At 39.5% G+C, this 15,755-nt stretch carries 13 protein-coding genes; 11 read left to right on the top strand and 2 right to left on the bottom strand.

The features are described from left to right. Together WAO84_RS01385 and WAO84_RS01390 are read right to left on the bottom strand one after the other, a co-directional pair. Complete coding sequence (locus WAO84_RS01385) at nucleotides 1-381, bottom strand: RidA family protein (protein ID WP_340063229.1); 381 nt, start codon at nucleotides 379-381, stop codon at nucleotides 1-3. Nucleotides 382-415: 34 nt separating this feature from the next. After that, the gene (locus WAO84_RS01390) at nucleotides 416-3,127 is read right to left on the bottom strand and encodes a putative LPS assembly protein LptD (RefSeq protein ID WP_340063230.1); all 2,712 of its coding nucleotides are present in this window, start codon (nucleotides 3,125-3,127) and stop codon (nucleotides 416-418) included. A 198-nt stretch (nucleotides 3,128-3,325) separates the two neighbouring features. Between WAO84_RS01390 and WAO84_RS01395 the strand changes: the two genes are divergently transcribed. The 11 genes from WAO84_RS01395 to WAO84_RS01445 all read left to right on the top strand — a co-directional run bounded on the left by WAO84_RS01395 (nucleotide 3,326) and on the right by WAO84_RS01445 (nucleotide 15,750). Beyond that, nucleotides 3,326-4,402, top strand: a complete 1,077-nt coding sequence (locus WAO84_RS01395; protein WP_340063231.1) for an N-acetylmuramoyl-L-alanine amidase family protein — start codon at nucleotides 3,326-3,328, stop codon at nucleotides 4,400-4,402. Between the two features lie 55 nt (nucleotides 4,403-4,457). Then, on the top strand, nucleotides 4,458-5,417 hold the full coding sequence (locus tag WAO84_RS01400; RefSeq protein WP_340063232.1) for an MlaD family protein: 960 nt from the start codon (nucleotides 4,458-4,460) through the stop codon (nucleotides 5,415-5,417). 2 nt (nucleotides 5,418-5,419) lie between these two features. After that, complete coding sequence (locus WAO84_RS01405; protein WP_340063233.1) at nucleotides 5,420-6,748, top strand: 4Fe-4S dicluster domain-containing protein; 1,329 nt, start codon at nucleotides 5,420-5,422, stop codon at nucleotides 6,746-6,748. A gap of 17 nt (nucleotides 6,749-6,765) precedes the next feature. Next, a complete protein-coding gene (locus tag WAO84_RS01410) occupies nucleotides 6,766-7,212 on the top strand; it encodes an LNS2 domain-containing protein (protein ID WP_340063234.1) in 447 nt (148 codons plus the stop codon). A gap of 56 nt (nucleotides 7,213-7,268) precedes the next feature. Further along, on the top strand, nucleotides 7,269-8,063 hold the full coding sequence (locus WAO84_RS01415; RefSeq protein ID WP_340063235.1) for a (Fe-S)-binding protein: 795 nt from the start codon (nucleotides 7,269-7,271) through the stop codon (nucleotides 8,061-8,063). Between the two features lie 13 nt (nucleotides 8,064-8,076). Next, nucleotides 8,077-8,562 carry an ABC transporter ATPase gene (locus WAO84_RS01420; protein ID WP_340063236.1) on the top strand — a complete coding sequence of 162 codons (486 nt, stop codon included), beginning with the start codon at nucleotides 8,077-8,079 and terminating at the stop codon, nucleotides 8,560-8,562. Nucleotides 8,563-8,644: 82 nt separating this feature from the next. Beyond that, nucleotides 8,645-11,572 carry a serine hydrolase domain-containing protein gene (locus tag WAO84_RS01425; RefSeq protein ID WP_340063237.1) on the top strand — a complete coding sequence of 976 codons (2,928 nt, stop codon included), beginning with the start codon at nucleotides 8,645-8,647 and terminating at the stop codon, nucleotides 11,570-11,572. 2 nt (nucleotides 11,573-11,574) lie between these two features. Next, complete coding sequence (bshA, locus tag WAO84_RS01430; RefSeq protein ID WP_340063238.1) at nucleotides 11,575-12,705, top strand: N-acetyl-alpha-D-glucosaminyl L-malate synthase BshA; 1,131 nt, start codon at nucleotides 11,575-11,577, stop codon at nucleotides 12,703-12,705. Then, nucleotides 12,706-13,161, top strand: coding sequence for a protease complex subunit PrcB family protein (locus WAO84_RS01435; protein WP_340063239.1), 456 nt, complete (start codon nucleotides 12,706-12,708; stop codon nucleotides 13,159-13,161). It abuts the gene before it with no gap. Between the two features lie 544 nt (nucleotides 13,162-13,705). Then, nucleotides 13,706-14,281: an MBOAT family O-acyltransferase gene (locus WAO84_RS01440; protein WP_340063240.1), complete on the top strand. Its 576-nt coding sequence runs from the start codon at nucleotides 13,706-13,708 to the stop codon at nucleotides 14,279-14,281. A gap of 17 nt (nucleotides 14,282-14,298) precedes the next feature. Next, nucleotides 14,299-15,750, top strand: coding sequence for an MBOAT family O-acyltransferase (locus tag WAO84_RS01445; RefSeq protein WP_340063241.1), 1,452 nt, complete (start codon nucleotides 14,299-14,301; stop codon nucleotides 15,748-15,750). Nucleotides 15,751-15,755 lie beyond the last annotated feature (5 nt).

The following is a 15,755-nucleotide window of genomic DNA, read 5'->3' on the forward strand; positions in this document are numbered from 1 at the left end:
CTATTTTACAGCGATCATAGAAATTTCTACGTTAACGTATTTAGGAAGGTTGGCCACCTCTACGGTTTCCCTGGCAGGGGCTGTACCTTCTGTAAAGTACATACCGTACACACCATTTACTTTACTAAAATCTTCCATGCTGCTGAGAAATATAGAGGTCTTTACCACATTTTCAAAAGTCATCTCTGCGGTTTCCAGTACGGCTTTTAAGTTTTGCATTACCTGCTCTGTTTCCTCTTCAACAGTACCTTTTACCAATTCTCCGGTAACAGGGTTTATAGCCACCTGTCCTGACAGATACAGGGTATTGCCACTTAAAATAGCCTGATTATACGGTCCCAATGGTTCGGGAGCATTTGGCGTTTTAATAACTTTTTTCATAACACAAATTTGTTTATTAAATAATATATCGATTTTAAAGTCTTCTATCGGGATCACGCCTTTTTTCCCATTTTACATCACTAAGGATACTTCCTTTGATACCGATAAAGAAGTACCAGGTGCCACTTTCTCTAAAAGGCTGCCAGTCAAAACTCATTCGCCAGGTATTCAGGTCTCTTTGAAAACCAAGGTTGGTAAAACCAAAGCCTTTTCTCACAAAGTCGTAGCTCGAGGAAAATCGTACTTTCCATTTAGTAGAAAGGGATATGTTGCCACTAAATTGAATAATATTGTTAGTGATTTCGTTTTGTCGGTTAGAGTTATTGTAATTCAGATTGTAACCAATACGGACGTCCCAGGGTATGTTGGTTCGGTAATTTTCAGAGGGTTCTTCTTCTTCATCACCATCTTCTTCTTCAAAATTTCGCCGTTGATTATCCCCAAAAGCAAATCCGTCTTGAAAGAATTGATCTGCGACCAGTTCATCAGCAGATCGTTGATCTTCTTCTTCACCATCTTTCTTTTTTTGAAATGTTTTATTAGAAAGTGCATAGCTTAGGGTAAGGTTGGCATTGGTCATTCTAAAAAGCCCCCCACCGTTGTTTACATTGAAAGTATTTATACGTCTTCCGGCATTGTCTATGGCATAAGGATCAAAGGTGGCTCCAAAGTTTACGCTCATTTTGTTATCAAAAAGCTGGGTCCCCCCTGTCATTCGTACGGGTGCTAATTGCAGTGAATCGGCCTCCAGATCGTAAGAGGTGTTAAAATTAAGGCTGTTCAATAACATAACCTTTTTAGGTTCGGTTTCGGTAGTGTCACGCGATTTTACTTTGGCCTCCAGCGTATTACTGAGTGCAAATGTGATGGAATTGGCATTTCGGCGATTAGGTACACCAAAAAGCCCTCCTTCAAATCTTGTAAACTCCCGTATCTCTCCGGTTTCGCTTGCAATATACTCTTCGTAATAGCGGTCTCCGGAAGGAGTAAACCCATAGGTGATTACCGGACGCATGGTATGGCGAATAGCCTGAATTTTACTTCCTTCTTTAAACCTGAAAGTTCCATAGATCGTGGTACCCAGACTGGCACCCAGATTGTATTGGCTAAACCGGTCAAAACCACTAATGGTATCAATGGGTACTTCGTTCAGGTCGGCATCAAAATCTCTTCTTTGTATGGTTCGCAAGGTCCATACATCATCATAGTTAGCATTAAGTGAAACACTCAGGTACTTGGCAACTTTAAAGTTGGTATTAATGGGAATAGTATGCCGGAAACCTACACGGGCATTTTCAAACATTTCACTTTTAAGGAACAGAGAGTCAGTAGTCTGCATTCTGTTTTCGGCTCGTCCGGTGTATTGGAAGTTAATGTTTTGAAAAATTCCTTTTTTAATGCCTTCTCTGGGAGCAAAGGGAAAAACACGCTCCATGTTTGCCTGCAATGTGGGAAGGGTGAGGTCTATTTGTTCTGTTTGCGTATTTTGTGAGTGCGTGGCTGTTAAACTAATATTTACTGAAGGGTATGCAGGAAATGTTTTGGAATATGAAACCGACGAATTAAGGGTGTTCTGTAAAAAATTAGGCGTATTTAACTGGTTAAGCGATTCCTGAAAGAAGTTGCTACTTCCCAGATTTACTGAAGAGGTAAACCGGGAATTAGGGTTTGCCTTAGGATCCTGATTATGGGACCACTGCAGGTTAAAGACACGTCGCTGGCTAAAATCTGAGAAACCTCTTTGACTGGTCAGGATGTTTTCATAACTGAAATTTAAGTTTCCGGAAAACCGATACCGTAAGGCATAAGTACTTTCTATCCGAACAGCATAACTTCCATTGGTGTAATAGTCACCTTTCAGTGCTAGATCTGCATAGTCGCTTATCGCAAAATAATACCCTCCATTCTGTAAAAAGAACCCCCGCTCATTCACCTGCCCAAAAGCGGGAAAAATAATTCCGGATGTCCTGCTCTGTGAAAGCGGGAAATAGGCAAACGGCACGGCTATAGGGGTAGGCACATCGGCAATATACATATTGCTGAATCCGGCAATTACCTTTTTTTTAGGTACAAATTTTCCTTTTCGTATGCGTATGTAATAATCGGGATTTTCCAGATCTTCATCGGTGGTGAGTTTTCCTTCTTTAAGGTAATACACCGAATCACTTTCTTTTTTGGTGAGTTCGGCAAATACCAGGACATTACCTCCGCTGGTAACACCTCCAAGACCTCCGGCCATTTGTTCGGAGCGTGATTTCCATATAAGTGCTTTTTCAGTATTGTAGTTAAAACGTATGGAATCTGGTTTTACTTCGTTTGAACCCTGTTTAAAATAAGGTGGCTGAATAAAATCGCCGGCCGAGTCTTTGATGCGTCCTGCATAGGCTTCATTTTTCTCGTAGTCAATTACAATAATACCGGCTTTTAATTCTGTATCCTGATAATAGACTTCGGCTTCATTATAAAGATATATTCTCTTTTCTTTCTGGCTTATACGCACATAGTCCTTTGCCTTGTATTTGATCTTATCCAGTAAAAGGGGAGGAGGTGCATTTACAGAATCTTTTTGAAGGGTGTCCTGTACAACGGGTGCAGGTAAAATAGAATCTAATTTTTTTTCCGGTAGTGAGTCTTTTACCGCAGGGATTTTCAGAGGTTTTCTGGCAGGCGGTTCTTGCGAATAGACACTGAGGAAAAAAAGAGATACAATAACAGATAAAAGTATGTAAGGTTGTTTTGCTTGCAAAGCTTTAAATCCTATTTTTGTAAAAACCTGGCTCAATTTTTGCCGTGTCAAACATACGTATATTTTTTTGTCCAAGACAAAGGTTTACCATTATTTTAATCTTTAATTATAACCGTGTTTAATAGTCATTATTTTATATTCAGTAAAAAAGGCCTTCCTTGGTTTATAATTCTTTTTATAACTACTGGATGCTTTTCCGTGGCTACCGTTGCACAGTCGGGTAAAGATACTTTTAAAGTAGTACTCGATGCTGGACATGGAGGCACGGATCCCGGAAATTTGGGTAGCGGCTACAAAGAAAAGGATATTGCACTTAAAATTGTACTCGCCGTAGGGGCTATGCTTCAAAAAGAAGAAGATATAGAAGTGATATATACAAGAAAGACGGATGTATTTGTAGATCTTTTTGTAAGAGGGAAGATCGCCAATGAGGCCAATGCCGATCTTTTTGTATCAGTACATTGTAACTCTCATAATTCTTCGGCAAACGGAACAGAAACCTTTGTTTTGGGTTTGGACTCAAACCGCCAGAATTTTGAAGTGGCCAAGGCAGAGAACTCGGTGATCTATCTGGAAGAAGATTATGAAACCAATTATGCCGGTTATGATATTAACTCTCCCGAATCGTTTATCGCCCTTACGCTTATGCAGGAAGAGTTTCTTGACCAAAGTATCATGCTGGCCAAGCATATTCAGGAGAACTTCACAAAAAAATTAAGACGAAAAAACCGTGGGGTAAAACAGGCCGGCTTTATTGTTTTGCATCAAACCTTTATGCCGAGTGTTCTGGTAGAAGTAGGTTTTTTAACCTATAAACCGGAAGGGCGCTATCTCAGCTCTGCTTCAGGCCAGGCCGAAATTGCAAGATCTATAGGAGCAGGGATTTTAGCGTATAAAAAGTCTGTTCAGGAAAATGTAGGCAGTGATTTCAGTTTTGAAAACAGTAGAGAAGAAGATGCTTCGTCAGTTTCAGGAACCAATGGCGTACCAGTTGCAGATAAACCTGCTGCCAACGCAGTTTTTAAGGTTCAAATTGCTGCAGGTAGTGCCGCATTGGAATTAGAGCCTTCTAACTTTAAAGGGCTCGAGCCACTTTCAAAAGAAAGTTTTCCGGGCGGCTATCGTTATTTTTACGGGGAGACGCATGCATTTGATATGGCAAAGGAACTACAGGCAACCGCCATTGCCAAAGGCTATTCCGGGGCCTTCATTGTAGCTTATAGAGACGGTAGTAGAATAACTGTGGAAGAAGCTATTAATAACCGTTCAAATTAATCACAATTTTATTGAAATTATTTCTAATTTTGTTCGGAACCGAAAAACGAAACATTTGAAACTCTCGCGGGAAATTAAGACAGCTATTATCGTGTTAGGCGGAATCCTTCTATTCGTTTTAGGGTTCAGCTACCTGAAATCAAATCCTATCTTTAAAAACTATCGTACCTATTATGTGCTCTATGACCATGTGGGGGGGCTGGCCGTAGGTACCCCGGTCACTCTTAATGGATTTTCTGTAGGCCATATCAAAGATATTCGGTTTAAAGACCTTACTGGGAAACTATTAGTGACTTTTACCATAGAGAACGATTTTGAATTTTCACAACACAGCATTGCGCAACTATACGATACCGGTATTATTGGAGGTAAAGGGATACAGATCATACCGGTTTTTGACGACTCTCCTTTTGCTAAATCCGGAGACACCCTTCAGGGTGACACAAAACCCGGTCTTACCGAATTGGTGACCCAAAAACTCACCCCACTGGAAAAAAAACTCGGTGATATGCTGGTAAGTGCCGATTCTGTGCTTGTAAATGTGAACGGTATTTTAGATGATAAGACCAAGAAAAATCTTCAAAACAGCGTTGCAGAACTATCAGAAATAACCTCTAGCTTTAAAAAGATCTCCACATCTGTGGAAGAGCTGGTAGCCGGTAATAAAGATAAACTTGATGAAACTTTAGGGAACGTCCGGAATTTGTCGTCCAACCTTTCGCGTATATCAGATTCTTTAGCGGCTGCTAATTTCGGAAAAACTATAAAAGATCTGCAATCATCTATCACCCATATAGAAAAAACACTTTCGGGAATCGCTGAAGGAGAAGGCTCTATAGGAATGTTGATGAAAGATAAAAAGCTATACGAAAACCTCGCAAATGCTTCACAGCAACTGGAACTTCTTATGGAAGATATGAGGTTAAATCCAAAAAGATACGTACATTTCTCACTCTTTGGGAAAAAGCCCAAACCGTATGAACCGTCTGCATCTGAAAATCAGGAAAACGAATAACTATGACCAGCTACTTACCCAACATACTTTTTGCTATCATTCTTCTTGCCGGGGTACTCTTTTTTGCCAGAAATGTAAAAAAGCTTATCCGCAATATAAAGCTGGGGAAAGATATAGATGTTAGCGGTCATCGTTCAGAACGATGGAAAAACATGATCATGATTGCTTTGGGCCAACAAAAAATGGTGGTACGCCCCATAGCAGGGCTATTACATCTCATTGTATATGTGGGGTTTGTGATCATCAATATTGAAGTGCTGGAAATAATTATTGACGGTCTCTTTGGCACACACCGTATCTTTTCAGGTATGGGTGTAGCTTATAATATTCTTATTGGTTCATTTGAAATACTGGCATTACTTGTTATTGTAGCAGTAGTAGTTTTCTGGATACGAAGAAATATTATCAGGCTTCAGCGTTTTATTAAACCTGAAATGGAAGGATGGCCCAAAAAGGACGGGAACCTGATCCTCTATTTTGAAGTAGTTTTAATGACCCTGTTTCTTACCATGAACGCTACTGACTATCAGTTGCAACAAATGGGAGCTGCTCATTACAGTGAAGCAGGTGCTTTCCCGGTAAGTAAATGGTTGGGGCCTTTGTTTTCAGGCATGTCAGAAACTACATTGATAATGGTAGAGCGCGGCGCGTGGTGGGGGCACATAATAGGGATATTGATCTTTCTCAACTATTTGTACTATTCCAAGCATCTTCATATTTTGCTTGCGTTCCCGAATACTTTTTACGGAAGAGTAACTCCTCAGGGACAGTTTAATAATCTGGAGTCGGTAACCAAAGAGGTAAAACTGATGATGGATCCTAATGCAGACCCGTTTGCGGCTCCTGCGGAAGATGCACCACCTCCCGAAAAATTTGGAGCATCTGATGTGCAAGATCTCTCATGGGTACAATTGTTAAGTGCCTATACCTGTACTGAATGTGGCAGATGTACCAGTGAGTGTCCGGCAAATCAAACCGGTAAGAAATTATCACCCCGAAAGATCATGATGGATACCCGTGACAGACTTGAAGAAGTAGGTAAAAACATAGATGCTAACGGAGGCACGTTTAAAGATGACGGAAAGCAATTGTTAGATAATTATATTAGCCGGGAAGAGTTATGGGCCTGTACATCGTGTAATGCCTGTGTTGAGGCATGCCCGGTAAGTATAGATCCGCTTTCCATTATTCTTGAAATGCGCAGATATCTTGTAATGGAACAATCGGCAGCACCGGTTGAGCTCAATAACATGATGACCAATATAGAGAACAACGGTGCTCCCTGGCCCTACAATCAAATGGACAGGCTAAACTGGAAAAATGAGACGTAACCAAAAATACCAAATCAATGAAAAAGGAAGATGTTGAAAAGCTATTGCATAAAAAACTGGAGGAAGGTGCTCATGTAAGCCCTGTGCTTCCTAAGGGTATTAAAAACTATCTTATTGATATTGATGGTACTATATGTGATGATATTCCTAATGAAGAACCTGAGCGAATGGCTACTGCCAGTGTGTACCCCGATGCATTAAGAACACTTAACAAGTGGTATGATGAAGGTCATATTATTTGTTTTTTTACTTCGCGTACAGAATCGCATAGAGAAGTTACTGAAACATGGCTAAAAAAACATGGGTTTAAGTACCACAGTATGCTTATGGGGAAACCCAGAGGAGGAAATTATCATTGGATAGATAATCATTTGGTAAAAGCCACACGATATAATGGTAAGTTCACCGATCTTATTGAAAAAGAAGTTACTATTCAGGTTTTTGACGATGGAAAACACGATTAATAAATATACAGGCTGACTCCCGATATACCCTACAGCCTGCCTTTATAAAATTGACTATGAGCGAAAAAATTTTGAAAGTCCCAACGATGGCAGAGTCCCTTGCAGCCGGAAAACAACCCGAAGTTCTTTTTTGGGTTGGGTGTGCAGGCAGTTTTGACGACAGGGCGAAAAAGATCACCAAAGCTTTTGTAAAACTTCTCAATAAGGCAAACGTAGATTTTGCTGTTTTGGGAACCGAAGAAAGTTGTACGGGAGACCCGGCCAAGCGCAGTGGTAATGAGTTTTTGTTTCAAATGCAGGCCATGACCAATATTGAAGTAATGAATGCCTATGAAATAAAAAAAGTAGTTACCGCTTGTCCGCATTGTTTCAATACTATTAAAAATGAGTATCCTGCATTGGGAGGCACCTATGAAGTAATGCACCATACACAATTTTTAAAAACACTTCTTGATGATGGAAGATTAACCGTAGAAGGAGGTTCTTTTAAAGGGAAACGTATTACTTTTCACGATCCCTGTTATTTAGGAAGAGCAAATAATATTTATGAAGCTCCCAGAGAGCTGATCACAAAACTGGAAGCCGAACTGGTAGAGATGCGTAAATGTCGCAAAAACGGATTGTGTTGTGGGGCAGGAGGGGCACAAATGTTTAAAGAAGCTGAAAAAGGAGATAAAGAAGTAAATATAGAACGTACTGAACAGGCCCTGGAAACAAAACCGCAAATTATTGCTGCCGGATGTCCGTTTTGTAATACCATGCTTACCGATGGTATTAAGAATAAAGAAAAAGAGGCCGAAATCCAGGTGATGGATGTGGCAGAACTTATAGCGAGTGCAGCAGACCTGTAAAGAAGAGAGAAAGATGATAGCAGATTTTAAAGACCTGCCAGATACATCACGCGTATGGATATATCAGGCAAATAGGGGATTTTCAGATAAGGAAATAGCTGAGATAAAACCAAAACTGGAAAACTTTTTACAGGAATGGACAGCGCATGGGGCCCATTTAAAGGCCGGATATGAAATACGATATAATCGTTTTATAATTATCGCACTAGACCAATCTCTAAACGGTGCTTCAGGATGTTCAATAGACACTTCTGTCCGGTTTATCAAAGAACTGGAAAAAACCTATAATGTAGATCTGTTAGATAAGATGAATGTATCGTTTAAACAGGGAGCTTTCGTGGCGTATAAGCCATTAAGCGATTTTAAGAAGATGGTGAAAGACAGAGCCGTAACCGGAGAAACCGTTGTTTTTAACAATCTGGTGGTAAATAAAGGAGAGTATGAGGAACACTGGGAAGTGCCCGCTAAAGAAAGTTGGCATGCCCGGTTTCTGAACTAAATCATATAATAGTAGCCTTATAACAAGGTGTTTCATAACCCATACCAATGCTTTTTGGCACTGTTTTGGTGGTAGATAAACTATGCGAACTTTTTTCAGGATTATTTGTTTTTTTTACATGTTTACAGGGTTTGCCCAATCCCAAGGGCAACATCCGCTAATTACGGCAGACTCTACAGCTCAGGCACAGTGGGTTACCGGTATATATGACTCGCTTACCCTTGATGAGAAGATAGGGCAGTTGTTTATGGTAGATGTTTTTTCTTCAAAAGGAAAAGCCCATACAGACCAGATTAAAAAACTAATTCGCGAGTATCACCTTGGCGGGGTTATTTTTTCTAAAGGCGGCCCCGTAATGCAGGCTCAAATCACAAACGAGTTTCAAGAAATTTCAAAGGTACCCTTACTGGTGGGCATGGATGCCGAATGGGGCCTGGCTATGCGGCTCGATTCTACTTTTGCATTTCCTTATAATATGACCCTGGGCGCCGTAAAGGATCTCGACCTCATTGAACAGGTAGGAAAAAGAATGGGCTGCCATGCTGCAAGACTGGGGGTACATATCAGTTTTGCCCCCGATGTTGATATAAATACCAATCCCAGAAATCCAATTATAGGGAACCGTTCTTTTGGTGAAGACCGCTTCAATGTAACCCAAAAAGCTATTGCCTTAATGAAAGGCATGCAAAGTACCGGCGTACTTACCTGTGGCAAACACTTTCCCGGACATGGCGATACCGAATCAGATTCTCATCATACCCTGCCCACTATCTCTTTTTCAGAATCCAGAATTGATAGTGTAGAGTTGTATCCTTACAAACAACTTATTAATGAAGGGCTCGAAAGTGTCATGATAGCGCATCTTAATGTTCCGGCACTGGAAACCCGTGATGAATATCCTTCTTCGATCTCAAAAAAAATAGTCACCAACCTTTTGCAGGAGAAACTAGCTTTTAAAGGACTTACTTTTACAGATGCCCTTAATATGAAAGGAGCCAGTAATTTCTCTTCTCCGGGCGATATAGATCTCGCCGCTTTTATGGCCGGTAATGATATACTGCTTATTCCGGAAGATGTTCCCAAAGCCCATGCAAAACTTAAAGAAGCTTTTGAACAGGGAATTATTACCAAAGAAAGACTGGCCCACTCTGTGAAAAAAATACTGATGGCTAAATACAAGGCCGGCCTGCATACTTTTACTCCCGTAAACACTGAAAACCTGGTTGAGGATCTCAATACGATTGAAGATAGTGTGCTTTTTGAAAAAGTAACTGCGCGTTCCCTGACCACAGTAAAAAATGACCTGGACCTGATACCTATTCGTAACCTCCAAATCAAAAAAATTGCGTACGTGCCTTTAGGAGATGCCCCGGGAGATGTCTTTTTACGTACAATGCAGCAATATGCCAGAGTTGACAAAGTTCAGGGAGAGAACCTGCCACAGATAATGGAAAAGCTTGCCTCATACAATCTGGTAGTAGTGGGACTGCACAGATCAGATGCTACTCCCTGGCAACGTTATGAATTTACTGCTAAAGAACGCGTATGGTTGCACGAAATTGCACGAAAACACAATGTAATACTAGACCTTTTTGTCAAACCCTATGCTTTATTAGATGTAAATACTATAAGCAACATCGAGACCATAGTAGTGAGTTATCAAAATAATCAGGTATCACAAAAACAATCTGCCCAGCTTTTGTTTGGAGCCATACCTTCTGTTGGGGTTCTGCCTGTAACCATTCAGGACACATTGCCTGTAAATACCTCATTAACCACAAATACCCTTTCGCGTTTGTCTTATGGTATCCCCGAGAGTGTAGGTTTACGAAGTGAGGTACTCAAAAAAATAGATTCGGTAATGAAACGGGCTATAGATTCTATGGTTGTGCCGGGAGCCCAAATATTGGTAGCCAGAAAAGGGAAAGTGGTCTATCATAAAAGTTTTGGAAAAACTGATTATAGTGCAGGAAAAACAATTACTTCAGACCATATATACGACCTGGCCTCATTAACCAAAATACTGGCCACTTTACCAATGGTTATGAAACTCGAAGAAGAGGGGCATTTATCTCTGTATTCTTTGCTCAAAGATTTTTACCCTCCGGCAAAGGGAACCAATAAAGAAAATATTACTTTACTGGAAATGCTTACACATTTTGGCAGATTGAAACCCTGGATACCTTTTTATCTTCATACGCTGGACAGTGTTTCTGGAAAGCCCTCACCGATATTCTATCGAAACCGGGCCAATGATCTTTACAATACCAAAGTAGTCGGGAATTTATATATACGAAAAGATTATCAGGACACCATACGAAACCGTATTTTAGAAACCGATTTGCTTCGAAAACGCGAATATCGCTATAGTGACCTGCCGTATTATATACTCAAAGAAGTAGTTGAAGGTATCTATAGGGAACCTTTGGAAGTACTGGTGCAGGAACAGCTTTATCGTTCCCTGGGCGCTTATAATACCACCTATAAGCCTTTGGAGAAATTTTCCCGTGATCGCATAGTACCTTCAGAAAAAGATACCTATTTCAGGCACCAGGTAATACATGGGTATGTTCACGATATGGGAGCAGCCATGCAGGGAGGTGTAGGCGGGCATGCCGGGCTGTTTGGCAATGCCAATGATGTTGCTAAAATAATGCAAATGTATCTTTGGGATGGCTATTACGGAGGGAAAAGGTATTTTAAAACACGTACAGTAGATCGTTTTAATAAATGTTATTTCTGCAAAGTAAACAACCGGAGAGGGGCCGGGTTTGACAAACCTCAGCTTGAAGAGGTGGGCCCTACCTGCGGATGCGTATCTATGAAAAGTTTTGGGCACAGCGGTTTTACCGGAACATACACATGGGCCGACCCTGAAAATGAAATAGTTTATGTATTTTTATCCAACAGAACCTATCCTACATCTGAGAATAAAAAACTCATTAAAGAGGGAACACGTACAGTAGTGCAGCAAATTATCTATGATGCCATAACTAACCAGATAAAATAAATATGAAAATCGCAATTGTTTGCTATCCAACATTTGGAGGAAGTGGGGTGGTCGCTACAGAACTTGGAATAGCCCTTGCTAACCGTGGGCACGAAGTACACTTCATTACCTACAGGCAACCTGTGCGACTTGCATTGCTTACCAGGAATATTCATTTTCATGAAGTACATGTGCCCGAATATCCACTTTTTCATTACCAGCCTTATGAACTGGCACTTTCCAGTAAACTGGTTGATATGGTAAAGCTGTATAAAATTGAACTGATGCATGTACATTATGCCATTCCCCATGCCTATGCAGGGTATATGGCAAAAAAAATGCTGGAAGAAGCGGGTATTACCATCCCTATGGTTACCACTCTACACGGTACAGATATTACCCTGGTAGGGAACCATCCATTCTATAAACCAGCCGTAACCTTTAGCATCAATAATTCTGATGTAGTGACATCAGTTTCCGAAAGTCTCAAAAAAGACACCCTGCGTTTTTTTAACATTCGGAAAGATATTCATGTAATACCCAATTTTATCGATGCCTCAAAATATGCAATGACTTTTACAGATTGCCAGCGTGATATGATGGCAAAACCTGAAGAGCGTATCATTACGCATATCAGTAATTTTAGAAAGGTAAAAAGGATTCCCGATGTTATTGACATCTTTTACAGGATACAGGAACGTATTCCTGCTAAGTTAATTATGGTGGGAGAAGGCCCTGAAAAGGAACGGGCCGAATACCAGTGTGAAGAACTTGGAATTGGCGAAAAAGTTTTATTTTTAGGTAATAGTGGCGAAATTGATCGTGTGCTTTGCTTTTCAGACCTGTTTTTACTGCCTTCGGAAACCGAAAGTTTTGGTCTGGCAGCATTAGAAGCTATGATTAACAGAACTCCGGTAATTTCAAGTAATACAGGAGGTATTCCGGAAGTAAATGTACATGGTGTAAGTGGTTTTTTAAGCAAAGTAGGAGATACGCATGATATGGCACACAACGCGATCTCTATTTTAAAAGATCTTAAAACCCTGGAAAAGTTTAAAACCAATGCCCGAAAGGAGGCACTTAAATTCGATATTAATATCATTGTACCTCTCTATGAAGGTATATATCAAAAAGCTTTTGCAACCGCTTTATAAATGCTGAAAACGATATTTACATTATTGAAGATCATGATACCAATGGGCATTTCTATTGCTGTGGGTATCCATACCCCTTTTGTTTTGCAGGAACGGCATCAGCTTATTATTGAAGATACGACCGGAGGGCCGCAAGAGCCACAAATACTGGTTATTAAGGACCCAGGTACTTTAAAAGCTTTTTACCGACAGGTCAATAAAACCCGAAAACCTGGATTAGCAGTACCCAAAATCGATTTTGCCAATGAATTTATAGTAATATTGTGCATGGGTACCAGAAAATCTCTTGGATATTCAACCCGTATCACTCATACAGAAGTTAAAAACAAAATACTTACTGTATATGTAAAGGAAACAATACCTAATGATACTTCGGCCTATGTTCTTACAGAGCCTTTTAGTATCTATAAAATAAATGGGGTATATGAATCGGTAGTTTTCAAAAAAGAGCCCTAAACTCTTTTAAGAAGCCTTTTGGTTTTTACCTATTGACTTTTATTGAGAATTTGAATTTTAGACTTCTCCCAAAAAATAATTTAAACTATTCAGGCAGTTAACATAACAAAAACAGTATTTCAAAGATTTTTTTTGATATACAAAATAAAATCTTTGATCTTTAGACCGCAGTATTGAAACCTAGAACTAAATCAAGCCCTGTTTTGGTCAAAATACTTCTGCTTACTAAATAACAATTGAGAGTATGTTATTTAATTCTGAAGATTTTTTTATTTTTTTGCCAATAGTTTTTTTAATCTATTGGTTTGTGCTCCATAGAGATCTGCGTTTGCAAAACTTTTTTATTCTGCTGGCAAGTTATGTTTTTTATGGCTGGTGGGATAGCCTTTTTTTACTATTAATCATATTTAGTTCTTTTCTCTGTTTTACCGTTTGCCTGTTATTAAGAAGTAATAAAAATCAAAGAACACGTAAGCTTCTTTTATGGTTTGGCATCTGTGTGAATCTGGGCTTTTTCGGTTTTTTTAAGTACTACAACTTCTTTTTGGAAAGCTTTACAAATGCGTTTACTTTTTTTGGAAATACCCCGCAAGTAAGTACACTACAAATGGTACTTCTTATAGGTATCAGTTTTTACACATTTCAAACGCTTAGCTATACCATAGATGTTTACCGAGGCAATTTGAAACCCACGAAAGATCTGGTCGCATTTGCATCATACGTTAGTTTTTTTCTGCAGTTGCTGGCATGCCCTATTGAAAGAGCGATATATCTTTTACTGCAATTTTATAAACAACGTTCTTTTGCGTGTAAAAAGGCTACCAATAGACTTCGCCCCATATTACGGGATCTTTTCAAAAGATTAGCTGTAGCAGATTTGGGTGCTAAATATGCTACTGTGACTGAAAATTATGAAATGCAAAATAAAATTTTAGTATTCAGGCCGGATTCACAGGTTAGAATTATAGATTTGTCTAAAAAAGCCGGTTTTCAAACTGTTGTTCTAGAAAAAAAAGAAGGTAGTACCTCATCTTTTGAACACAATAGTTACTGGACATGTCATGGTTATCGGCAAACGACTGCTCAGGTAGCACAAAAGCTCAAACCTATTCAGCTTTAACCCATAATATTTAAAATATGCTTTTTAATTCGCTGGAGTTTTTTATCTTTTTACCCGTTGTATACCTGCTATACTGGTTTGTCTGCAATCGTAATCTCAGGCTCCAAAATATTCTGGTATTAGCAGCCAGTTACTTTTTTTACGGCTGGTGGGACTGGCGTTTTCTTATACTTATTCTTTTAAGTACTGTTGTTGATTTTTATGTAGGTCAGGCCATATCTAAAAGTGAGGCACACAAACGCAGAAAACTGTGGTTATGGGTAAGTGTGATATTTAATGTAGGACTGCTTGGGTTTTTTAAATACTTTAATTTTTTTATTGATTCCTGGGTTGATATGCTTACCATGATGGGGTGGCAATCTCAAAGTACCTGGACACTACAGGTAATTCTACCTGTGGGTATCTCATTTTATACCTTTCAAACCATGTCCTATTCGTTTGATGTTTACTATAAACGGCTGGAACCTACCAGAGATTTTATATCCTTTGCGGCCTTTGTGGGCTTTTTTCCTCAATTAGTAGCGGGACCCATAGAGCGGGCATCAAACCTTTTATCACAAATTACCAATAAGCGTATTTTTAATTATGAACAATCAGTAAGCGGTATAAAGCTTATTTTATGGGGATTGTTTAAAAAACTTGTTATTGCAGATGGGATTGCTCCTGTGGTAGATGATATTTTTGCCAATTACGGCACCTATCCTGCATCTACTTTGATTTTGGGAGTAACGTTGTTCAGTTTTCAGGTATATGGTGATTTTAGCGGGTATTCAGATATAGCAATTGGTTGTGCCAAACTATTTGGGGTAGAACTTATGTCTAATTTCAAATTCCCTAATTTCTCCAGAAACGTAGCCGAGTACTGGCAACGTTGGCATATCTCATTATCTACTTGGTTCAGACATTATTTATACATTCCTCTGGGAGGCTCCAGGGTAGGGAAGCTAAAATCCGTTCGTAATATTGTCATTATTTTTCTGGTATCCGGTTTTTGGCACGGTGCCAACTGGACCTTCATATTCTGGGGAGGGCTGCATGCACTTTTCTATATTCCTGTTTTTTTAATGGGGAGAAACCGTATTTATATGGACAATGTAGTAGCTGAAAAAACCTGGTTACCCTCGGTAAAAGAGATGTTGCAAATGTTCTGGACGTTTGTACTGGTAACCTTTTCAAGGGTATTCTTCCGTTCGGAATCGCTAACCGACTCTTTTGGATATCTCAACCGGATTTTTAATGATTTCCGATATGAAGCCTATTCGCACCCGTTGGGGTACCGCATGATAGATTATTATGTACTCATAGCTTTATTTGTGTTGTATGAGTTTAGAATTCGACGTGATGAACGTTCTCCGTTCAAGTTCAAATCGCCCGTAGTGAGATTTGTTGTGTATTCTATTGTACTATTGGGTATATTATTATTTTACGACAGTAATGTTGACAGATCCTTCATTTATTTTCAATTCTAAGAACC

Source organism: Ascidiimonas aurantiaca (assembly GCF_037646345.1).
In the GTDB taxonomy this organism is placed as follows: domain Bacteria; phylum Bacteroidota; class Bacteroidia; order Flavobacteriales; family Flavobacteriaceae; genus Ascidiimonas; species Ascidiimonas aurantiaca.